The following is a 22410-nucleotide window of genomic DNA, read 5'->3' as shown; positions in this document are numbered from 1 at the left end:
TGAGCTTACAGTTATGCTAAAAAAGTGGTTACCCAATTGGCTTAACGGCTTAATTGTAGGCTGCGTATTGTTTTCTAACATGATACTTTTTGGCTCGCTAGTATTTGTACTGGGCCTTATTAAGTTATTACTGCCTTTGCCTGTGGTTAACTCTATATTACACAGCGCTTACCGAGGTTGGTGTAACGGCAACCGTTTAGGGCTTTGGTTAGGTTGCCCTAACATTGTGGTTGATATAAGTGGCGACTTAAACTCAAAAAGTTGGTATTTACTTATTTGTAACCACGCGAGTTGGTTAGATATAACCGTACTTAGCTCATTACATGCATTGCCTGCCCCTAAGTTCTTTTTAAAAGACGGGTTAAAATACATGCCTTTTATTGGGACTGGTGCGTGGGCTATGGGTATGCCGTTTATGAAACGGGTAAGCAAAGCGCAACTAGCTAAAAACCCAAAGTTGAAAGGATTGGATGTAGAGCGCACCAAGCGTAGCTGTCGTAATTTTCGTCATCATCCTACTACCATCATTAATTTTGTTGAAGGTACACGCTATACGCCAACCAAACATAATCTCCAGCAAAGTCCTTTTAAGTATTTATTAAAGCCTAAAGCGGGCGGCATTGCTTTTGCGCTTGAAGTATTAGCGGATCAATTTGATGCCATGCTTAATACAAGTTTAGTGTATAGCGGTAAAACAGATCATGTTTGTCGTAACTTGTTAAAAGGTGAGCTAGATTCTATTTATGTTTCAATAAATGTAACGCCCATTAATGAAAGTATGCAGGGCAGCTATCAAAGCGATGACGTATTTAAAGTTAATTTTCAACATTATGTGAATGAGCTATGGGTTGCTAAAGATCAGCAGCTTGCCGATATTTATGCTCAACAAGATTTACCTGAACCACAAATCAGTAAGGAAATTGAAACACTATGACCAACACCCACCTACAGGAATTAATTGCTCCTTGGTTTGAAAAAGTACCCGACGCGGATTTTCTTAGCTCAATCACCGCAGTCTCGATAGGGATCTTTTCTTTATTAATTGTTTACTTATTTACTCGTAGGTTAATGTTACCTGGCATTCAAAAAATAGTGACGAGGCTTTCCCCTGAGCGAATTGGTGCGCTTTCGCCTATGCTCAATAAGCTAAATAAACGTATTGCAGGAATGCTTTGCTGCGTATTGTTTTTAGCTACATTTGATAGTGTATACCCAGTTAACGAAATAGCAGCAGAAATACTAAAAACGATAGGACAAGCTTTACTTATTATTTATGCTGGTTTTATTTTTAGTAGTATTGTGAGCATTGCGGGTACTATTTATAACCAGTTAGAGTTTGCCCGCGAGGTCCCTATTCAGGGCTTAATTCAGGTTGTTAAGCTAATAACCTTTATTGTGTGTGCAATTTTAATTGTGAGCATTTTTCTTGAGAAGTCACCTACTTATATTCTCTCTGGCTTTGGTGCTATTGCTGCCGTTACGTTATTAGTATTTAAAGACACTATTTTAGGCTTTGTAGCCAGTATTCAAATAGCAGCAAACCGTTTAGTAACCTATGGTGATTGGATTCAAGTAGAAAACTACGGCGCCGATGGCGAAGTAATTGATTTGGGTTTAAACACTGTAAAGGTACGTAACTGGGATAACACCATAACAACTATTCCAACTTATATGTTGGTAGCGGGTTCATTTAAAAACTGGCGCGGCATGCAAGAGTCGGGCGGTAGACGTATTAAACGTTCACTTAACATAGATATGCACAGTATTTGTTTAGTGGGTGATGAGTTTAGAAAACAAATTGATGCGGCTATTCCGCTGCACGACTATATTCGAGTGACGACATTACCTGCTCAGGTTTCTAATTTAGGGTTATTTCGTCGATATGCTGAAGGCTATTTAAAACAGCACAGTAAAATTAATACGTCGCTTACGTTAATGGTACGAGAGCTACAACCACTAAACCATGGTTTACCTATTGAGTTTTATTGCTTTAGTGAAGACAAACGCTGGATTTCGTACGAGCATTTACAAGCCGAAATAATGGACCATTTACTTGCGGTATTACCCGTGTTTGGGCTTAGAGCATATCAAAGTGTAAGCGGGCAATTAAGCCCACCGAGTGAGCAACAAACAGATAAGCCAACATTTAGAGTGATGGCAAATAGTGTTGTAAAAGACCCACAGCAATAAATAAAGCTAAGAGCCACCAAATAGGTGGCTTTTTAAATCGCAGCCATGCAAATGTAATTATTACTAACGCAACTTGCCAAAGATTATGCACCGCTGATGTCCAAATTGGCGAATACAGTGCAGCCGCTAAAAAACCTACTACCGCGGCATTAAGCGCCGCTATTGAGCTTGCAAAACGTGGCTTACTTGCCAAGTTAATCCAGCTCTTTTGGAATGCGAGTATAAGTAAAAAACCAGGCATAAATATAAGCAGTGTAGCTATAAGAGCACCCACTAAAGGTTGTTCGGTAGTAAGTTGTGCGCCTAAGTAAGTAGCAATAGTAAACATAGGCCCAGGTACTGCTTGTGCACTCGCGTAAGCACTTAAAAACTGATCATCACTCAATGCTGGTACGCCAGCTTGAAGTACCGGCAGTACTACGTGTCCGCCGCCGAACACCATTGCACCTGCCTGGTAAAAAGGGGCAAACAAAGCAAACTCATGTCCTAGTGGAATAAAGCTAACACCAAGTAAGAGCGCAAATAACCCCAGTGCAATCCAATTAATATTACTTTTTGTACTGCTAACATTTTCTGTGGCTGTACCCAGTTTTAATAAAGGCCATATAGCACCTATTGTTGCAGCGGTTATTAAAATAGCGATTTGAGTACCCATCATTGGAAATAACACCAAAGCAAGTGTACTCATTACAGCAAGTAACTTAAGCGCAGCACTTGTACAAAAGCTTTTAGCCATACTTAATGTAGCATCAGCAACTATAACAACGGCAAATAACTTTAAGCCTGCAATAATAGCAAAGTAAACAGCGTCAAACTGATGAGCACTCACCGCAAGCAGCACCATTATTAAAAACGAAGGCAGAGTAAAACCTACAAAGGCAGCTATACCGCCCAGTACTCCAGCACGCTCAACACCAATAGCAAAACTAACTTGGCTAGAGCCCGGCCCAGGCAGCGCTTGGCTTAAACTAATAAGTTGTGCGTAACGCGTGTTAGTTAACCAATTTAACGAGTCTACAAAGTGGCGTTTAAAATAACCTAAATGCGCAGCAGGGCCGCCAAAGCTCATACACCCTAGTAAAAAAAACTGTCTAAAAATAGCAATTAACATTGCGCCAATATCCTTTGTAAAATTCATTAAATTGTCACAGCGTAGTATGACATTTTTATTAAAATGGCACATTAGTTTGAGGTCTGTTTAACAATCAAGCAAGATGCGTTGCTTTTAACACTCTCTTCATAGTTTGTTCATACATGTATTTGCATACTCTTGCTAAATTCTTAATGAATAGGGTATCACCATGACTTTAACTAAATCACTTTTAAGCGTAACCGTAGTAGCTGTATTACTTTCTGGTTGTGAAATGAATAACACAGGTAAAGGAGCCGCTATAGGCGCCGCAGCCGGAGGTGTATTAGGTAAGGCTACGGGTAATCATAAAGATAAACGTATTTTTATTGGTGCAGCTATTGGTGCACTGGCGGGCGCTGCTGTTGGCGACTACATGGATAAGCAAGAAGAAGCATTTCGTGATGAGTTAGCGGGTTCAGGTGTTGAAGTAGTGCGTGAAGGCGATAACTTACGTTTAGTAATGCCATCAAACATTACGTTTGCGACTGCTCAGTCTTATATTTCATCAGGCTTTAACGATACGTTAGATGCGATTGCTAAAGTAATGAACAAGTACGAAAAAACCTACCTTAGTGTGCAAGGGCATACTGACAGTACGGGTAAAGATAGCTTCAACATGAACCTATCGCGTGAACGCGCACAAAGTGTGAAAGACTACTTAGTGAACCAACAAATTATGGCTACACGTGTTAGCACTATGGGCTATGGCGAAACACGCCCAATTGCAACTAATGATAGTGCAAATGGCCGTGCTCAAAACCGTCGCGTAGAAATTCAGATAGTGCCAAATACCGAAGAATAATTAGTCTTTATTGAACTGTAATTCACACAGTTTTTGATACAACGGGTTACTTGCTAACAACTCTTGGTGAGTACCCGTTGCTATGATTTCCCCATTTTCCATTACTACAATTACATCTGCATGTTTTACCGTTGCCAGCCTATGGGCAATAATTAACGTTGTTCTGTTTTTCATTAAATGCTCAAGTGCAGCTTGTACATGGTGTTCGCTTTGCGCATCCAGCGCGCTGGTGGCTTCATCAAGAAGAAGTATTTCAGGGTCTTTTAATATGGCACGTGCAAGCACAATACGCTGCTTTTGCCCACCCGATAACCTCACACCCTGCTCACCTAAAAAGCTGTTATAACCTTGCGGTAACTGTTTGATAAATTCATCGGCATGCGCATACTTTGCTGCGGCATATACTTGCTCATCGGTTGCACTTGGGTTGCCGTAGCGGATGTTATGCATTACGTCGGAGCTAAATAAAATAGGGTTTTGCGCTACCATGCCCATTTTATTACGCAGAGTATTAAGCGATAAATCTTTAATGTTTACATCTTTAAACTTAATAGCTCCGCTAGCCGGATCGTAAAAGCGTTGTAGTAATTCAAATAACGTTGTTTTACCTGCGCCAGAAGGGCCAACAATTGCCACGGTTTGGCCTTGATTTATATTTAGGCTTATTTTATTAAGCGCACTCACGTCTGGGCGAGAGGGATAGTTAAAGCTTATATTTTCAAGTGTAATAGCAGGGCTGTTAATGTTTTGCAGTAAGCTATCGTCTTGTGGATCTAGCGGGTTTTCTATCTCACTTTTAACAGCAAGTAACTCAAGTAACCTTGCCGCAGCACCAGCTGCACGTTGTAGTTCGCCATATACTTCAGCAACGGTTGCCACCGACATTGCCACCATAATAGCGTAAAACACAAACGCACCTAGCTCACCACCTGTCATAGTACCTGCAAGTACATCGTTGCCACCTACCCATAGCATAGCGCTAATGGCACTAAAGGTTAAAAAAATCACCACGGCTATTAAAAATGAACGTTGCTTAATACGTTTTTTAGCCACGTTAAAGGCTTTTTCGGTCTCAAGCGCAAAGGCATGCTGCTCTTGTGCTTCGTGGCTATAGCTTTGCACTACTTTAATATTTTGTATGATTTCTCCGGCATAGGTACTTATGTCGGCAATGGCATCTTGGCTAGAGCTTGCTAGTTTACGTACCTTGCGACCAAATATCATCATAGGAACAAGTACCAGCGGTACACAGGCTACAACCACTAAGGTAAGTTTTAAATTAGTAAACAACAGCATAGCTAAGCCACCAATCAACATAAGTACACTGCGCAGTGCCATAGAAAATGATGAGCCGATAATTGATTGCAGTAATGTGGTGTCGGTGGTTAAACGCGACATAAGTTCGCCACTGCGGTTTTCTTCAAAGTAGCTAGGGTGTAGCGTTACAATGCGATTAAACACTGCTTTTCTAATATCGTTACTTACCCGTTCGCCAATCCATGACATTAAATAAAAACGGCTAAAGGTACCGATCGCTAATAAGCTGATTAAGCCAATGAGTACCAGTACAGCTTGTTGTAATTGATCTTTGGAGCCTGCAATAAACCCATGATCAATAACAAACTTAACCCCCTGACCTAGTGATAAGTTAACACCCGCAGTGACCAATAGCGCGGCTAGCGCAGCTACTACCATCCATTTGTAAGGTTTTATAAAAGCAAAAACAGGTAATAAACTGCTAAAAGCGGCTTTTTCGGATGCAGAGGTGTTTTTTGACATAGTGGATTCTTTTTAAAGGTTAAGGTATAGATATGGCATCATCGGATTAAAAATCAATAGTATTAAATATCATCAATAAGGAATTGTTATGACAACAAAAATAATAAGCGGTGAATTTACAGTGGCTTTAGCGCCTATTGAAGGTTATGCCAAAGGGCAGCAAGGTATTAACTTAGGACGTATGTCGATCGATAAAACATTTAAAGGTGACTTAAATGCTACAAGCCAAGGCGAGATGCTTAGCGCAATGACGCCAACCCAAGGCAGTGCGGGTTACGTGGCAATAGAGCAAGTGATAGGTGAGCTTGAAGGTAAGCAGGGCAGTTTTGTACTGCAACACTTTGGCACTATGGATAAAGGACAAGACAGTCTTATTTTAAATGTTGTTCCTGATTCAGGCACAAATGAGCTAAAAGGATTAACTGGCAGTATGAAAATATGCATTGAGCAAGGAATTCACTACTACGATTTTGAATACACTTTATAAAGTACACAAGGACTAAAATGCAAAAAGTAATCGAATTTAGAAAGACCCGTTTTTTGGGTGGCGTAGATATAGTCGCACTGAATGATCGCATACAGGAATTAAACCAAGATGGTTGGAAAGTAATAAACGCAGTGCCATTAACTGGCTTTTATGGGCAAGTGCACGGTTATACATTATTTATTGAAACTGACGAGCTTTAGATGACACTTTCAGTATGGTTAAGCCTAGCGGCTATCTGCATGATGGGTGCAATGTCACCAGGGCCAAGTTTAGCGGTGGTTTTAAAGCACTCGCTTAATGGCAGTATGAAAAACGGTATGCTTGCCGCGCTCAGTCATGGTATTGGCGTTGGCTTGTATGCCGGTGCATCGTTATTGGGATTAGGCGCTTTAATGACGCAGTTTCCAACTGTTTATCAAATACTAGTTTACTTAGGTGCGGCCTATTTGGCGTATTTAGGTATAAAAATATTGCTAGCAAAACCAAGTAATAACGAACTTGAAGTACAAAAAAGTGAGGTAAGTGAAGCTAAAGCATTACAAGATGGTTTTGCCATTGCGTTTTTAAACCCCAAGCTCGCTATTTTCTTTTTAGCCTTGTTCTCACAGTTTATAGACCCTCAGGCACTTACTTTAAGTGTGGGCATAATTATGTGTTTAACGGTGTTTGTCATTGATACCGGCTGGTATTTGCTGGTGGCATTATTGACCGAGGTTTCTAAAACCCGCTTTGGCTTTACTAAGCAAAACCCATGGCTTGATAAAATACTGGGTGTTGTGTTTATTGCTCTTGCTATAAAAGTTGTTATTAGCTTGTAAGATTGAGTAGAGATTATTGAAGCTTGCAGAGTGTATTTTTAGTTATATAGATAAAGGATTAAAACAATGACAAAACATATTTTAAAAAGTGCATCTTTCGACCCGAAGGTTCAGCAATACTGGATGCTAATGGCCGCTTTTTTTAGTGTACTAGCGCTGGTGACTATTCCGTTGTTACCCATTGTCTTGGCGATTGTATGGCTAGTGGGCGGGCGAATACTCGCAGCTATGTCTGCTGACTTATTACCACAAAAATTGGTAGTTAAACGTGGCATATTATTTAAAGAAGAAAAATCTATTCCGCTTGAAAAAATAACCGATGTAGGTTTAAGCCAAGGCCCACTAATGCGACTATTTGGGTTGTACCGTTTAAGTTTTGAAACAGCTGGGCAGTCAGGAAATGGCGCTTTAGTATCTTTACTTGGTGTAGTTAATGCGAGTGAGTTTAGAGAGGCGATACTTGAGCAAAAAGATGTATTGGCTAATCAAGGTAAAACGTCGCAGCAGGCAACAGAGCAAAGTGAGAAAGAGCTACTGAGAGCACTTACTTATAGTGTTAAAAATATTGAGCAGATGCTACTAGTTTTACTTGATGAAAGGCAGCAAAAATAGTTTAGCCTTAAATGTAACGAATGCTCTGCTAAGAAGGATGCTTTTATGAATAAGGGTGTCGAAAATATATTTAATAATTATCCTGAGTTAATTAAAAGTAAGCTCATAAAATTACGAGAGTTAATTTATATCGTAGCACAAGAGCAAAACTTAGGAGCCGTTGAAGAGTCACTAAAGTGGGGAGAGCCAAGTTATAGCGTAATAAATGGCAGCCCCATTCGCATAGGCTTTAAGGGCTCATCGTGTTATTTGTTTTTTCATTGCCAATCAAAGCTAGTAAGCACATTTAGAGAATTGTACTCTCATAATCTTACCTTTGAAGGAAATAGAGCAATAGTGTTAAATAGTGAAAAGCCATTACCAGAACACCCACTTAAAGCGTGTATTAAATTAGCACTGACTTATCATAAAGTTAAGCACTACCCTTTGCTAGGGGTATAACTACCAAGTACTTACGTATGTGCTTAAAACACGCTACATATTTGGTTTGCATCACAGGTAATAACGGTCACGTTTTCATAACCCACACGCGTTAATGCTTCTGCTCCCAACGTTGCGCGAGCACCACTTGCGCAGTGCACGTAAATAGGGCGAGCTGCGTCTTTTTCTATTTCCATTAGTTTCATTTCAAGTAATCCACGCGGAATATTTATAGCGCCGGCAGCCGATTTTGTCGCGTGCTCTGCAGGTTCTCGCACATCAATAAGTAAACCTCTATTTTGTTCAAGCTCGAGTTTTGCTTGCGCTGCGTCAATACGGCGTTGGTTAGGTGTGATAATTTTTAGTAAATCAGGGATTGATGTAAGCATTAGTTTGTAAATCCTCTTTTTCTTAAAAAAGACATTAATGAGTGCTACTTGGTATAAGTAGGTTGAATTGAGTTAATACTTATAAATAACGTTAAAAACTGAAAGTTACTTTATATAAAGTAACTTAATAGTGCGGATACTGCTACAGCACTTCCGCCGATTAATAAAATGGCATCGCTAGTTTCATGGTCATCTTAATATTAGTAAAACCTAATGTTAATTATATTAGAACTTACTAATGTAAAAGTCTATACTTAAAAAGGTATCAAAAAGAGAAATAATAAAATGAATATTGAACAACTAGCTGTCAACGCAGAGCAAGCCGAACAGTTTTTAAAATTAATGGCTAACAAAAATCGCTTAATGATTTTATGTAGTTTATTACAAGGTGAGCAAAGTGTAGGTGAGCTAAATAAAAAGGTACCTTTAGCGCAGTCGGCGCTATCTCAGCATTTAGCAAGTTTACGCAAGGCAAATATGGTTGTTACTCGCCGAGAAGGGCATACTATTTATTACTCATTGACAGACCCAAAAGTTGAGTCGATCATTGCTTTGCTATATGAGTGGTTTTGCCGACAAGAAAATACTAAATAAACGTAGCTATTTCATCGATAGATTTTTTATCCAGTGCATGAGCAGGTATTGTTGCATCATCACTTGGGTAGCCTGCAATAAGTAGCATATACGGGCGTTCGTTATCTCTATCGCGTCCACATATGTCGGTTAAAAAACTCATTGGTTTTGGAGTATGAGTAAGGGTTGCCAAACCACTGCGGTGCAAAGCTTGAATTAAAAAGCCGGTAGCTAAACCAACAGACTCATGCACATAATAATTCGTATTTTTATCATCAGTGCTTACGCCGCCCTTTTTTTGACTAAATACAGCTATAAGCCAAGGTGCATGCTCTAAATAAGGTTTATTGGCGTCGGTACCTAACGGTTTTAGCGCATCTAACCATTCTTCACCTGCTCGTCCTTCGTAAAAAGAACGCTCTAGCTTTTCGGCAGCTTCTCTTATTTGTTTTTTTACATCGCTACTGTTTATAGCCACAAAATGCCAAGGCTGATGATTCGCTCCACTTGGTGCTGTGCCAGCTGCTTTTATACATGCTTCAATAATATTTTTTGGTACTGGGCGATCGCTAAAGCTACGAATGCTATGACGGCGTTGGCTGGTTTGTAAAAACTCGTTAGCACGATTTAGCATTTCGTCGTGTGGATATTCTATAAAGTCGTTTAATGGTTGGCTTTGGTGATCTTGCATGGCTTTTCGCTTCTTATAAAAAGTATATGTGGTTTTTATACCGAGTGAATACAGTGCAGGCAAGTGTTATGAGTTTAAATTATGTTTATTTGTTGTTACAAATTTAACTAACAAGTAACTTATGTTCCTGTTTTGCTTGTGATATAAAACATTATAAAAATAATTACTCATATTCAAGGAAGTAAAAATGCTATCAATAACTGGGTTATCTAAAACCTACGATAACGGCGTACATGCACTACAAGGTGTTGATTTATCTATCGGTAAAGGGATGTTTGGATTGCTTGGGCCAAATGGCGCAGGTAAGTCATCGCTAATGCGTACCATTGCAACACTGCAGTCGGCTGATTCAGGTTCAATTACTTTTGATGGCATTGATGTATTTAAAGACCCACAGGCACTGCGCCAACGTTTAGGCTACCTCCCGCAAGATTTTGGTGTTTACCCACGCGTTAGTGCTTACGACTTGCTAGATCATATGGCTGTTTTAAAGGGTATTCATAATAAAGCAGAGCGTAAAGAGTCGGTTGAAGGATTACTTGCGCACACTAATTTATATCAACATCGCTCTAAAGCCGTAAGTGGCTTTTCGGGCGGTATGCGCCAGCGTTTTGGTATTGCTCAAGCGTTATTAGGCGACCCTGATTTACTAATCGTTGATGAACCAACAGCAGGGTTAGACCCAGAGGAACGTAATCGATTTCATAACTTGTTAGTAAGCTTAGGTGAGCAAAAAGTCGTTATATTATCGACTCACATTGTTGAAGATGTAGCAGAGCTTTGCCCAAATATGGCGGTGTTGGCTGGCGGTAAGATTTTACTGGAAGGTAACCCAATAGCGCTTACCGATAAGCTTCAAGGACAAATTTGGCGCAAAGCCATGAGCCAAGAAGAAGCGCAAGAACTTGAGCCGCAATTACCGGTTATTTCTAAGCGCCTATTTGCAGGGAAAACAATTTTACATGTAATAGCAGAGCAAGCCCCACAAGGGTTTGAAGCAAGTAATGCAAATTTAGAAGATGTGTATTTTTCTACGCTGCTTAGTCATCGTAACAGCCAAGTAGCATAAGGGGGCGTTATGTTTTTTAATATGCTCGCGTTTGAGCTGCGTTATTTTGTGCGTCAGCCTTCGTTTTATGTCACCTCGTTAATCTTCTTTTTTATGGCGTTTTTTATAAGCTCTAGCAGTAAATTTCCACTTGGTGGGGCGAATGTTCATATGAACTCGCCTTTCTCGATTATGCTTTTAACCGTTACATTTTGTACGTTTGCGATGTTTTTAGTGGTTAACTTTGTTGCCAGCTCTGCTATTCGCAACAGTGAAAGCAAAATGGATGAGCTGGTTTTTAGTAAGCCTGTTAATCCGGTGCCTTATCAAGCAGGGCGTTTTTTTGGTTCTTACTTAGTTGTACTTATTGTGTTTTTAAGCGTGCCATTGGGTGTGTTTTTAGGGTCGCAATTTGGTTTATTAGTTGGCTGGCTCGATGGCGAATTGATTGGTCCTAATAAGCTAATGTACTACGCTGCGCCTTATCTTTATTTAGCAGTGCCAAGTTTACTGGTGCTTTCGGCTATTTTTAATAGTGTAGCGGTCTATTTTAAAACCATGATGTCGGTGTATGTAGCAGCTGTTGTGATTTTTATAGCCTATCAAATTGCCGGCGTTTACTTTGATGATTTAGCATTTAGAAATATTGTTGTTTACGCCGACCCATTTGGCTCTGGTTCGTTAATTGATTTAACACGTTATTGGACTGTAAATGATAAAAACACAGAAGTTCTAACGCTCACAGGTGACCTTTTAGTTAACCGTATATTGTGGGTGGCAATCAGTGTTGCAATGTTTTTTGGCCTTGGAAAGCTAAGCAATCGCATAGTAACTAAAAAACAGAAGAAGCAATTTAAAGTCTCTGCTTTTGTACAAAATAAACAAGCTGCACTTATCAATAGTGCTAAAAATTATAAATCAGCGGGGGTTAGTACTAAATCTCAGCTAATAATGCGCAGTATATTCGAACTTAAACAAGTTATATTTAGTGCTCCTTTTATGATTTTAGCGGGTGTAAGCATTGTAACGCTTATGATCCCTCTGTTTGCGCCTATTGGTGCTTATGGCACTACTAACTGGCCTTTAACTCAGAATATGGTAAATGTTATTAGTGGTATTTCCGGTTTATTTTTGTTTGTTATTATCGCTTTTTATAGTGCTGAGCTTGTATGGCGAGAGCGACAAAGTGGTATGGGCGATATTGTAGACAGCTTTCCAGTACATAATAGTGTTTTTTGGGTGTCAAAAATACTGGCTTTAATCGCCGCTATTTCTGGGTTGTTCCTCGTGGGAATGATACTCACAATTACAGTTCAGTTATTTAAAGGTCAATTTAATTTAGAGCTAGGACAGTATTTATTTAGGATTGTTTATTTATCGATTTTACCGTTAATTATGCTGACGGTACTCGCCTTCTTTTTACAAATTATTAGCCCGAATAAATATGTAGGAATGGGCTTGTTTATTTTGTATTACATAGTGCAAACAGTAATGGATTCTTATGGGTTTGAGCATCATATGTATCATTTTAGCCAAAGCAGTAGCGTACCGTATTCTGATATAAATGGTTATGGGCACTTTTTATTAGCTGCGCATTGGTACACATTATATTGGGGCGCGTTAAGTCTTGTTTTAGCGATTGTTGGGTTTGCGTTATGGCATCGTGGTCCTTCACAAACGCTGCGCACACGCCTGTCTATGCTTCGTTATAATATGTCGTTAAAAGGGCAAGCGGTTGCGGTTATTAGTGCATTAGTGTTTGTTGGTGCAGGCTACAATATTTATAACAACACAAGAGTTTTGAACGAGTTTACTACGAGCGATGAGTTTCAAGACAAGCAAATAAGTTATGAGCAGCAGTTTGCACAATACAAAGACTTAGCACTACCTATGGTGACCGATGTTGACTTAACTGTTGATATTTTTCCAAAAAAGCGTGCTTTAAGTGCTGTGGCAAAAATTAAATTTACCAATACATCTAACGAGCCAATTACGCGAGTGTTAATAAGCTCACCTCAACACGCTAAAAGTTGGGATGTAGCCATGGCAGGCGGTAAGATAGTTGAAAAATTACCAGCGCTTTATTCAGCATGGTTTGAGTTTGAGCAGCCGCTTATGCCAAACGAAATAAGAGAAGGGCAACTGTCGGTTACTCGCGATCACAAAGGCTTTACTGATCAAGGTTCTGATACACAATTAGTTGCCAATGGCACTTTTATTAATAACTTTGAACTCCTCCCTAGCTTTGGTTATAGCCGTGGTTTACAGGTAGCTGATAAATTTGAACGCCGTAAGCATGATTTACCAGAACTTGAACGTGCCCATAAGCTAGAAGCCAGTCAGTACTATACACAAAGTAATTTTGGTGCAGCTAATGGGTTTATTAACTTTAAGGCAACGGTAACAACCGACGAGTCGCAATTTGCTATTACCCCAGGGTATTTACAAAGTGAAAGTGTAAAAGACGGGCGCCGCACTTTTGTTTATGAAATGGATGCGCCTATTTTAAACTTTTATGCGGTGCTTTCGGCAGAGCTTGAAAGTAAAAAGGTTGAACATAATGGGGTAAATATTGAGGTGTATTACCACAAAAATCATGCATGGAATATTGACCGTATGATTGAGTCAGTACAAGACTCGATAGATTACTTTACACAAGCATTTGGGCCGTATCAGCATAAACAGCTACGTATTATTGAGTTTCCTAAGTATCGCTCGTTTGCACAAAGTTTTGCCAATACAGTCCCTTACTCAGAAAGCATGGGGTTTATTACAGACTTAAGAGATGAGAGTAAAGTTGACTACCCTTACTATGTTACCGCACATGAAGTAGCGCACCAGTGGTGGGGGCATCAAGTGTCGGGAGCAAATGTTGAGGGCAGTGCTGTTATTTCTGAAACGCTTTCACAGTATAGTGCGCTTATGGTGCTAAAAAAACGCTTTGGCGGCGAGAAGCTACGTAAGTTTTTAAAATATGAGCTTGATAGGTACTTAATAGGGCGTACAGGGGAAGCCTTTGAAGAAATGCCACTATATAAAACACAGTCGCAACAATATCTTCATTACAATAAAGGATCAGTTGTGATGATGGCGATTTATGATCGTTTAGGTGAAAAACGTTTAAATGATGCACTTAAAGCATTTTTGAATGAGTTTAAATACCAATCAACACCATACCCAACTACGCTTGATTTACTTAGCTATTTAAAACAAGACGCAACGCAAGCAGAACAAAGTTTTATTGACGATCAGTTTAAATATATCACCTTGTATGAGCTTGAGATGAAAGACGTTTCAGTTACAGATAGCGCTGATAGTGATGGCTTTTATAGCGTTACGCTAAACATTGAAGCCATTAAACAGCGTGCGGATGGCCAAGGTGAAGAAACCGAACAGCCGCTCGATGAGCTAATTGATATTGCATTATTTAGCGACGACCCTGAAAACTTACTAGCTGATGACTTTGTTATTTACTCGCACAAGCATCAAATAGTATCTGGAACCAATACTATTGAGCTAAAAGTAAAAGAAAAGCCACTATTTGCGGGGGTTGATCCTTACATTAAGCTGGTCGATAAAGACAGTAAAAACAACTTAGCTAAATTCTAACGTCTATTTATTTACTAACCACTTAAACTGACTACTTTAAAGGCCGCATTTATGCGGCCTTTATGTGTAATAAACTGTATAAAACTTCATAGCGTTTCTACATATTCCCCACAGCTTTTTACGCTAATATTTTATGTTCTCTTATAAAGTTACCTTACTGGTATTTAGTTTATAAGGAAGAGTATGAAGTCATTAATTATAGGGGCGATAGTATTAAGCCTCAGCGCTTGTTCTGCGGTAACCATTCAGCCACAAGCTATCGCAAAAATTACAAGTAAAGCGATCTATGAGGATAGCCGCCCATTTTATTTATGGGGATTAGTGGGTGAGCAGCGGGTAGATGTAAAACAAATATGTTCAAATACACCGGTTATTCAAATGCAGTCACAACAAACGTTTAGTGATGGAGCGCTGAGTTTAATTACGCTTGGAATATACTCGCCTCATACCATTAAAGTGTGGTGCCAAGAGCAAATACTAGGGGAGACATTATGAGCATCAAGCTATTTGCAGCCGGTTGCACACTGATTATTTTAACGGGGTGTACAAATATTTACTTTGATAACGGTATACAGAGCAAAGTAAGCAATAAAACGCTAAAAAGCTCACAGTGGCATCATAATTTTGCACTTGCGTTGTACGAGGGATCAGAGCCGTTAGATTTAACAACACATTGCCCACAAGGGGAGTGGAAAAGCGTTCATACGTATAAATCGTTTACTAATGGTTTAGCTGAGGTGGTTGTGAATCAAATCGGCCCAGCTTGGTACCCTAAAACAGTAGAAGTACAATGTAATAAGGTACCATTTAAAGCTAAATAATTATTTAAACTAGTTATTCGTAACGCAGTGCATCTATAGGGTTTAGTCTTGCTGCTTTAATAGCAGGGGCTAAACCAAATATAATCCCAATCATTGATGTAAATCCGAACGATAGTATTACAGCCCATGCTGGTATATATGCATCAGGCATACTAGGGACTAAAAACGAAATAAGCCCTGCGGCGCCATATCCTATAATGAGTCCTATTAAACCACCAAAGAGTGAAAGCACAACGGCTTCAACTAAAAACTGCAGCATAATAAAACCAGGTGTTGCGCCTAGTGCTTTTAATGTACCAATAACGCGTGTGCGTTCAGTTACCGACACTAGCATTATATTCATAACACCAATACCGCCAACAAGTAAGCTTATTCCAACAATACCAGCAGTAATAGCAGTAGCACTGCTGGTAAATTTATCTATTTGGGCACGAGATTTTTCAGCGGTTTCAAATTCAAAGTCGTTTTCATCTTTCTCTTTTAGTTTATGTAGTTGGCGCAATACACGGGTTATTTTTGCAAGCACTTGTTCTTCGTTAGTACCTTCATTTAACCTAAACATAATTTGCACATTAGTTTGTGTACTTCCGCCTTCTAAAGCACTCATGGTACTAATTGGAATATTAATGTAATCGTCTTGGTCAAAACCAAATAAGCTACCTTGTTTTTCAGCAACGCCAATAATTCTAAACCATTCACCACCTAGCTTTATATATTCACCTACTGGGTTTTCAGGAAGGTTTAGCTTTTCTATGATTGAAGGGCCGATAAATGCGACCCTTCTTCGCTTATCATCGTCCTCAGCACGAATAAAGCGACCAAGTTCAGGATAAGTACGATACGCTTTTTGATAGTCTTGCTCAGTACCGATAACACGCGATGAGTGGCTTTTATTTCCATACTCAGCTCCCCCCGAAAAGCGCCAGGTAAACATTAGGGCAGTTAGCGTTTCAGCTTCTTTTATACGCGACTTTAAAGCTAAAAAATCGTCGTAGGTAAGCTTGGCATTTTTACCAACCATTTCGAGTTCAATACTGGTGTAAGGCTTTATTGTTGTTACATCTGGCGACATATCAGCAAGTTGATCGTTTATTTGCTTTGTAAAACCCTGCATTACTGCAACGACAGTAACTACGGCGGCAACACCAATAATAATGCCCAAGCAAGTCAGTGCGCTGCGCATTGCATTAGCTTTAATAGCTGAAAAAGCGGCTTTAGTGCCTTCCATTATGGCAAGAGCTGATTTAAACATGTTGCTTGATTCCTTCATCTTTAGTTACATCACTTACCACTTTACCGTCCACTAAACGAATTACGCGTTGGCAATGATCGGCAATTTCTTGCTCATGTGTTACTAAAATAATAGTGTGACCTTCGTTATGCAGCTCATCAAACAAATCCATAATTTCGCGGGTCGTTTTACTATCAAGATTACCTGTGGGTTCATCTCCTAATAATATATGTGGTTTTGTGACTAAAGCGCGGGCAATAGCAACACGTTGACGTTGCCCGCCCGATAGCTGGCTAGATAAATGATTAACTTTATCACCGAGACCTACCCGCTTTAGTGCTTCTAGAGCTTGTTGCTTGCGTTGTTTACTAGGAATAAAGCGATATACTAAAGGCTGCATTACATTTTCTAGTGCGGTTGCACGTGGTATTAAGTTAAAGCTTTGAAATATAAACCCGACACTTTCATTACGCTGATGAGCAAGCTCTGTCTCGGTCATACTTTTTACTAGTTTATCTTTTAAGTAGTATTCGCCACTGCTGGGTGTATCTAAACAACCTAGTAAGTTCATCAAGGTCGACTTGCCTGAACCAGAAGGTCCTATAATCGCCACGTATTCGTTTTGCATTATATGTACGTTTACATCATCAAGTGCTTTAAATACCTCTGAGCCCATTTTGTATTGTTTATTAATATGCTCTAGCTTGATTACCGCAGACATTAGGCTTCTTCCTTGTCTGCATCTGATTTAAGTTTTACCACATCACCTTCAGTCAGAAGACTTACTGGGCGCGCAGGGCCAATAACTATTTTGTCGCCCTCATTTAAGCCGTCAGTAATTGCTTGCTCTATATCAGATGATATTCCAACAGTTACGGCAATTTTGCTAACTGTATTATCGCTATTTAGTCGCCATACAAATGTTTTATCGTCTTCTTTTTGGATTGCTTCTATTGGAAGTTTTAAACCGTTTTCGGCAATGCTTGTTGCGATCTCTGCTCTACAACTCATTCCTGCATATAGCTGGCGCTCAGTAGTATCGAGTAATACTTTTACTTTAAACGATAAACCTTGAGAGCCGGCTTGGTTTTTAGCTGATGTACCAATATTGATTACTGTGCCGCTAAATGGTTTATTTGGGTATGCGGCAGCATAAATATTCGCTTTTTGGTTAAGCTTAATACTCGCAATGTCGGTTTCATCAACACGTAGCTCGGCTAAAATAGCGCTTGGGTCGGCTACTAACATCAAATCAGAACCAATAATATTAGTAGTACCGGCTATAACGGTTTCACCTTCTTTAATATTTACAGATGCAAGCAAGCCGCTCATTGGAGCTCTAAATACACTTTTACTTAAGCGATCTTGCGCAATTTGTAATGACGCTTGTGCTTGGTTGTACGACTCTATTCGTGATTCAATATCGATTTTAGCCAGATCGCGTGCGCTTTCAATATTCTCGTAGCTCTCTTGATTACCTAAACCGACGTCATATAAGTCTTTTTGTCTTTTAAGTTGGCGCTCTAGGTTAGCAAGGCGTGTTTTACTATGTTTAATTTCAATCTCTGTGGCGCGAAGGATTGCTTTACTACGGGTAACTTCTGATTCAAAAGCAGTTGTATCAAGGCGCATTAACATATCGCCTTGTTTCACTCCTTGACCTTCTTGAACAAATATTTTATCTACTCGGCCTGTCACTTCAGAGCGTAATTGCACTTGTGTATTAAAAACTAAATTACCTGAAGCCATTATTGAGTCAGCAATGTCGCCAAGCTCTACTTGAGCAATATTTACTTCGGCTTGTTTTTCATCGCCAGAGATTTGCTTTGACACAATTAGGGCTATAAATGCGCCTACAGCGAGTGTGATGATTATTGCTTTTTTCATTTTTATCTATCCGTGAATTAAGTAATGCGGAGGCAATACATACCCCCATCTAGTGGTTACATTGCTGCAATGACTGCCCAAATACCAAAAATAATGATTGAAGGAAGTGCAGAGAATAGGAGTGCTTTGTTAGTTGAAAAATTAGTCCAGCATTTTAAGCCGATCATTCCCAGTGCAATGCTCCAAAAGCTAAATAAGTTTATTGATTCTAATAAGCTATAAAAAGGATGGCCTATTTCAAGTCCTATTATTAACTGGTTAATAGATGCGTAGCTAAATACGGCTTGTTGAGATATTTGATCTGTACTTGCACTTAGTACAAGAGCAATTGTGCCTAGGCTTGAAATAACAACTGGCATCATTGTCCAGGTAGAGAATCCATACCAAGCTCCGTAGCTATGTTCTGATTCAGGATCTTGTTTAGCCACAAGCATATAATAAAGTGCCATGAGTGCATTCATGATAGCCAGCGCAATTACGCCGCCAAACAGAGCAAACCAAATTTGGTTTTCTGCATTTAGCTCTATACTTTGACGAATTGCTTTTTGCTCGCCAATTGTTGCATCTATACTTGATGCTGCTACTTGCTCATTAATCAAAAACTGCATATCAACACTAGAGTAAAAAATATAAACACTAGCGATACTAGCAAGGGTAATACATATAAATGCTAACCATGACCAACCTTTGGCGTGTTCAACACCATTGAAAGCTTTACTAGGATTTATATAAATATCGAGTAGGGCGCTAAAAGCGTTAGGTGATTTCATTATTATTCCTTTATACCTATTTTATGGCTAGGCAGTTATAAATGCCCAGTGACTAAGTAATAGAATAAAGGAAAATGTATGTATTGTTTTTATTCAATTGTAACGGTTTGTTAACAGATGTGAGGGGTTTTGTTCAAAAACGAGAAAAGGGCCAAAAGGCCCTTCGTGTCGCAGCAAGTAACACATTCTTTCTTATAAATTAAAGTCTACAGAATAAGCAACGTAAGCTTTAATATCTGAATCATCCATATCTGTATCAGATAAACCAAAAGTGAAACCATCTTTCGAAATTGATACACCGTAATCTAGGATATTATCATCGCCAATAAAGTCACCAGAGTAGTGGCCTAAGTGAAGTGCCATTTCAGTGCCGTTACTGCCAACAGCAAAACCGTAATCAGCTGTCAGGTAAAGTGAATCACCAAAGTCTGTACCATCACCACTTGCAGCTGATGTTGCAAGTACTGAAGCACCAAATGTAAAGCCTTCAACACTGATGCTACCGTAAATTTCAGAGAAATCTGCGTCAGCCTCAGAAGCGGCATCTGGGTAAGCGTAATAAATATAACCAACATCGTAGCTAACGCTTTCGTTAATGTCGCCACCAAAGCCTGCGTATAAATCAAGCTCATAGGTCATTTCATCTGCCCACGATGCATTTGAAGCCCAAGTACCTGCATAAAAGCCCGATTCATTGGCGTAATCAATACCGCCTGAAATAGCTGCATCGCCCCCAGTTTGCTCTTGACCACGCCATAAGTAGTTTGATGTTGCCGCTGCGTTTGCTGTTACTTCAGCATGTACGGCTGTTGACGTTAAAGATGTTGCGCCCATTAATGCTATAGCACTTATAGCGATGGTTTTTTTTAGTTTTAGCATGTCCATTTCCCGTTATATGATTTTTGCTCGCCAAGGTTTTTATTATGTAATCGGAACCTTTAGGCTGACGGCTTTTTATTGTTTAACTAACGGGATAATTGCACTGTATGTGCCAGCTTCATTATTTTTTATTAAAAATTATTTTTTATTTATTAAAAACATGAGCTTGAATTTTATGAATAGGATGGGGATATAACATGAAGGAAGATGTTGCGCACATTGCTGGTGCATAAATTAACCTAGCCGCACCATAAAAGTACGGCTAAATTAGAAGATTTTAACCGAATATAGTGCGCATAAGGCTAATTGTTTCGTTTACGCTGCGACCTTTTTGTACTTCACTCACAATTGAATCACGTTTACTGCGAATGTGTTCAGGAATATCGTCAGCAGCAAGAGCACGGTCTACTAATATTTCTGCAGACTCTTTACCTCTACGCTGAGTTTTACCTGTTGTAGTTGTAGTACGTTTAGGCTTGGTTAGCAGTTTAATGTAGTTAGAGTTATCTGGTGTTTTAGCATCAGCGTAGTGAAAGAAACATGGAATTAATGCTTTAATAGCAACCAATTGTTCTTCTAACTCGTTACTAGGTTTAGCCATTTTGTACCATGACATAGCTTGAATACCTTTTACGATATCTTGCCAGTAACGCTCAAAATCACTATTTTTAAGTTTAGAAACACCAAGGGCACCACATAATGCATCTAATCGATTATTTGTAATCGGAGTAAATAAATCAGGGCGACGCATTGCAAGCAGTCGTGTTGCAGGCGCAAGTGTTGGTTTTTCGTTGTTGTCGGTGAATATTTTTGAATAAGCAGCAACAAATTGTTGATATTCGTATTGAGTAATATCACCTTCAAGTGGAATATTCACTAGTGCATCGTCAAAAGCACCTGGTAAATCTCCAAGCATTTGATGGAAGCTCTTTGCACTTTTTGTTGATGCAAACCATTCAACGTCAAAGTTGTATGTGCTTGGATCAAGTGATGCCATGTGCTTACCGCTAAACGCAAGTAAGTCTTCAGGAATCATATCTTTAAGAGATTGTTCACGAATGCTTTTAATGTAGTCTACCAAACGAAGCTGTTCATCAAGTGCAATAACATCTTTGTGTTGTTCTACAAATACACTTACAACAGGCCACGGAGCAATACGTAAAGTTTTAACCTGTAAAAAGCTGATAGCTGAAATAAGCTGATCGTGTAGCTTCTTAAGTACTGGTAACTGCTGTGGCTCTAGTAAATCGTAGTTCATACGATCTCTGCTTGCACTTAGCAATTCGTAACACCAAGGTAAAAAATCATCAGGGTGGTTTTCTACTTTCACGGCCATAAGGTTAAGGCTTAACTCTGAAGATTGCTTCAGAATGTTCTGATAGATTTGATTTTCTTGTTCGCCTAGCGTCATTTTTGACGGTGAAATTAGCAGTTTTTTCATGCCTTGTAGAATCTCCGGTTTAGATATATATTTTTTTGCTGGTCTATTTTAGCGCAATTACGCTAATAACAACAGCGCTGTCCTCCATACGTTGTAATTGAAGTGACTAAATCGGTATTTTTGCTAATAAAATGAGACTAATGCTTTAACATGTATCAATCATTTTCATCCAGTACAAAGAGACTTTCGACTGAGGTATTAAAATGCTTTGCTATTTTTAGAGCGATTATTACCGACGGCGTAAACCGGTTTGTTTCTACGGTACTTATTGTTTTGCGCGACACGTTAATAGCATCAGCAAGTTCTTGCTGTGAAAGCCTGGCTTCTTTTCGATACTTTGCTATGTTATTTTGCATTTCCTCTCCTAATCACGATTTTGCCAAAGCAATGAAGCGCCATATACCAAGAGCATGATACCTAGGTAGAATATTGCCATAGTTGCATGCGAGACCTCGCTAGCTATTTCATTACCTTTATAAAAAACTCCAAGAAGGCAAAATACAAATGCAAAACTTAAATGTTTATAGGCATTAGTATCAATGGTGTTTAGAAACTCATCTTTATAAGCGTATTGAAAATACATTTTTAACGGAAAGCCCCCTTTAATGAGGTAAATAATCACTATAACTACATAAAAAAAAACGCCCATTCCAACAGTTAAAAGCCCTCCAATATGTTGATCTTGTTTTATTAGTGAGTAAACACAGAGAAGTAAACAAACTATCCCTGCGCTTAAACTAATCCATATGTTTTGACCCATAAATTGTTCTTCAGTTTTAATATCCTGTTGTTTCATAGTATTCATCCTGTGATAGTATTTTATTTTTTGTA

General features: G+C 39.2%; 25 protein-coding genes. 13 read left to right on the top strand and 12 right to left on the bottom strand.

Going from position 1 to position 22410, the window contains the following annotated elements; translation table 11 throughout:
* Positions 1-13 precede the first annotated feature (13 nt).
* On the top strand, positions 14-934 hold the full coding sequence (locus I6F47_RS18015; protein WP_197184296.1) for an acetyltransferase: 921 nt from the start codon (positions 14-16) through the stop codon (positions 932-934).
* Entirely contained in the window at positions 931-2190 is a 1260-nt protein-coding gene (locus tag I6F47_RS18010; RefSeq protein ID WP_197184295.1) for a mechanosensitive ion channel family protein, read from the top strand. The genes I6F47_RS18015 and I6F47_RS18010 overlap by 4 nt, the downstream gene beginning before the upstream one ends.
* Here the strand turns inward: I6F47_RS18010 and chrA are convergent.
* Positions 2147-3301 carry a chromate efflux transporter gene (gene chrA / locus I6F47_RS18005; protein ID WP_010554934.1) on the bottom strand — a complete coding sequence of 385 codons (1155 nt, stop codon included), beginning with the start codon at positions 3299-3301 and terminating at the stop codon, positions 2147-2149. The genes I6F47_RS18010 and chrA overlap by 44 nt on opposite strands.
* Positions 3302-3491: 190 nt before the next feature.
* Here chrA and I6F47_RS18000 point away from each other — a divergent pair, with 190 nt between their 5' ends.
* Positions 3492-4124, top strand: coding sequence for an OmpA family protein (locus I6F47_RS18000; RefSeq protein WP_165722786.1), 633 nt, complete (start codon positions 3492-3494; stop codon positions 4122-4124).
* Here the strand turns inward: I6F47_RS18000 and I6F47_RS17995 are convergent, their stop codons facing one another.
* Positions 4125-5903, bottom strand: a complete 1779-nt coding sequence (locus tag I6F47_RS17995; RefSeq protein WP_197184294.1) for an ABC transporter transmembrane domain-containing protein — start codon at positions 5901-5903, stop codon at positions 4125-4127.
* A gap of 88 nt (positions 5904-5991) precedes the next feature.
* Here I6F47_RS17995 and I6F47_RS17990 point away from each other — a divergent pair, with 88 nt between their 5' ends.
* The 5 genes from I6F47_RS17990 (at position 5992) to I6F47_RS17970 (ending at position 8261) form a co-directional block, all read left to right on the top strand.
* The gene (locus I6F47_RS17990; RefSeq protein ID WP_197184293.1) at positions 5992-6390 is read left to right on the top strand and encodes a DUF3224 domain-containing protein; all 399 of its coding nucleotides are present in this window, start codon (positions 5992-5994) and stop codon (positions 6388-6390) included.
* 17 nt (positions 6391-6407) lie between these two features.
* Complete coding sequence (locus I6F47_RS17985; RefSeq protein ID WP_024599480.1) at positions 6408-6590, top strand: hypothetical protein; 183 nt, start codon at positions 6408-6410, stop codon at positions 6588-6590.
* The gene (locus I6F47_RS17980) at positions 6591-7208 is read left to right on the top strand and encodes a LysE family translocator (protein ID WP_024599481.1); all 618 of its coding nucleotides are present in this window, start codon (positions 6591-6593) and stop codon (positions 7206-7208) included. It abuts the gene before it with no gap.
* Positions 7209-7274: 66 nt separating this feature from the next.
* Positions 7275-7820 (top strand): PH domain-containing protein, encoded by a 546-nt coding sequence (locus tag I6F47_RS17975; RefSeq protein ID WP_024599482.1) that lies wholly within the window; start codon positions 7275-7277, stop codon positions 7818-7820.
* A 45-nt stretch (positions 7821-7865) separates the two neighbouring features.
* A complete protein-coding gene (locus tag I6F47_RS17970; RefSeq protein WP_024599483.1) occupies positions 7866-8261 on the top strand; it encodes a DUF1801 domain-containing protein in 396 nt (131 codons plus the stop codon).
* Between the two features lie 23 nt (positions 8262-8284).
* Here the strand turns inward: I6F47_RS17970 and I6F47_RS17965 are convergent, their stop codons facing one another.
* Positions 8285-8629, bottom strand: a complete 345-nt coding sequence (locus I6F47_RS17965; RefSeq protein ID WP_166378880.1) for a rhodanese-like domain-containing protein — start codon at positions 8627-8629, stop codon at positions 8285-8287.
* A 285-nt stretch (positions 8630-8914) separates the two neighbouring features.
* Between I6F47_RS17965 and I6F47_RS17960 the strand changes: the two genes are divergently transcribed.
* Entirely contained in the window at positions 8915-9223 is a 309-nt protein-coding gene (locus I6F47_RS17960) for an ArsR/SmtB family transcription factor (RefSeq protein WP_007584618.1), read from the top strand.
* Here the strand turns inward: I6F47_RS17960 and I6F47_RS17955 are convergent.
* Entirely contained in the window at positions 9216-9893 is a 678-nt protein-coding gene (locus tag I6F47_RS17955) for a nitroreductase family protein (protein ID WP_165722780.1), read from the bottom strand. The genes I6F47_RS17960 and I6F47_RS17955 overlap by 8 nt on opposite strands.
* A gap of 187 nt (positions 9894-10080) precedes the next feature.
* Here I6F47_RS17955 and I6F47_RS17950 point away from each other — a divergent pair, with 187 nt between their 5' ends.
* From I6F47_RS17950 to I6F47_RS17935, 4 genes are all read left to right on the top strand, one after another.
* The gene (locus tag I6F47_RS17950; RefSeq protein ID WP_197184292.1) at positions 10081-10962 is read left to right on the top strand and encodes an ABC transporter ATP-binding protein; all 882 of its coding nucleotides are present in this window, start codon (positions 10081-10083) and stop codon (positions 10960-10962) included.
* 9 nt (positions 10963-10971) lie between these two features.
* Positions 10972-14550: an ABC transporter permease/M1 family aminopeptidase gene (locus I6F47_RS17945; protein WP_197184291.1), complete on the top strand. Its 3579-nt coding sequence runs from the start codon at positions 10972-10974 to the stop codon at positions 14548-14550.
* 183 nt (positions 14551-14733) lie between these two features.
* Positions 14734-15045, top strand: a complete 312-nt coding sequence (locus tag I6F47_RS17940) for a Bor family protein (protein ID WP_197184290.1) — start codon at positions 14734-14736, stop codon at positions 15043-15045.
* Positions 15042-15371 carry a Bor/Iss family lipoprotein gene (locus I6F47_RS17935; RefSeq protein WP_197184289.1) on the top strand — a complete coding sequence of 110 codons (330 nt, stop codon included), beginning with the start codon at positions 15042-15044 and terminating at the stop codon, positions 15369-15371. The genes I6F47_RS17940 and I6F47_RS17935 overlap by 4 nt, the downstream gene beginning before the upstream one ends.
* 13 nt (positions 15372-15384) lie before the next feature.
* Here I6F47_RS17935 and I6F47_RS17930 read toward each other — a convergent pair whose 3' ends face one another.
* The 8 genes from I6F47_RS17930 to I6F47_RS17895 all read right to left on the bottom strand — a co-directional run bounded on the left by I6F47_RS17930 (position 15385) and on the right by I6F47_RS17895 (position 22375).
* Entirely contained in the window at positions 15385-16623 is a 1239-nt protein-coding gene (locus I6F47_RS17930) for an ABC transporter permease (RefSeq protein ID WP_101216074.1), read from the bottom strand.
* A complete protein-coding gene (locus I6F47_RS17925) occupies positions 16616-17323 on the bottom strand; it encodes an ABC transporter ATP-binding protein (protein WP_024594267.1) in 708 nt (235 codons plus the stop codon). The genes I6F47_RS17930 and I6F47_RS17925 overlap by 8 nt, the downstream gene beginning before the upstream one ends.
* Positions 17323-18489 carry an efflux RND transporter periplasmic adaptor subunit gene (locus I6F47_RS17920; RefSeq protein WP_197184288.1) on the bottom strand — a complete coding sequence of 389 codons (1167 nt, stop codon included), beginning with the start codon at positions 18487-18489 and terminating at the stop codon, positions 17323-17325. Before I6F47_RS17920 ends, I6F47_RS17925 begins: the two co-directional genes overlap by 1 nt.
* A 56-nt stretch (positions 18490-18545) precedes the next feature.
* Complete coding sequence (locus I6F47_RS17915) at positions 18546-19259, bottom strand: YIP1 family protein (RefSeq protein WP_024594265.1); 714 nt, start codon at positions 19257-19259, stop codon at positions 18546-18548.
* A gap of 192 nt (positions 19260-19451) precedes the next feature.
* Complete coding sequence (locus I6F47_RS17910) at positions 19452-20138, bottom strand: TorF family putative porin (RefSeq protein ID WP_024591363.1); 687 nt, start codon at positions 20136-20138, stop codon at positions 19452-19454.
* Between the two features lie 277 nt (positions 20139-20415).
* A complete protein-coding gene (locus tag I6F47_RS17905) occupies positions 20416-21579 on the bottom strand; it encodes a hypothetical protein (RefSeq protein WP_024591362.1) in 1164 nt (387 codons plus the stop codon).
* A 155-nt stretch (positions 21580-21734) separates the two neighbouring features.
* Positions 21735-21935: a helix-turn-helix transcriptional regulator gene (locus I6F47_RS17900; protein WP_024599496.1), complete on the bottom strand. Its 201-nt coding sequence runs from the start codon at positions 21933-21935 to the stop codon at positions 21735-21737.
* Positions 21936-21943: 8 nt separating this feature from the next.
* A complete protein-coding gene (locus I6F47_RS17895) occupies positions 21944-22375 on the bottom strand; it encodes a hypothetical protein (RefSeq protein ID WP_197184287.1) in 432 nt (143 codons plus the stop codon).
* Between the last annotated feature and the right edge of the window lie 35 nt (positions 22376-22410).

It is taken from the genome of Pseudoalteromonas sp. NZS37 (genome assembly GCF_015864265.1).
Classification (GTDB): Bacteria; Pseudomonadota; Gammaproteobacteria; order Enterobacterales; family Alteromonadaceae; genus Pseudoalteromonas; species Pseudoalteromonas arctica.
This window is presented reverse-complemented; position numbering and strand designations above follow the sequence as displayed.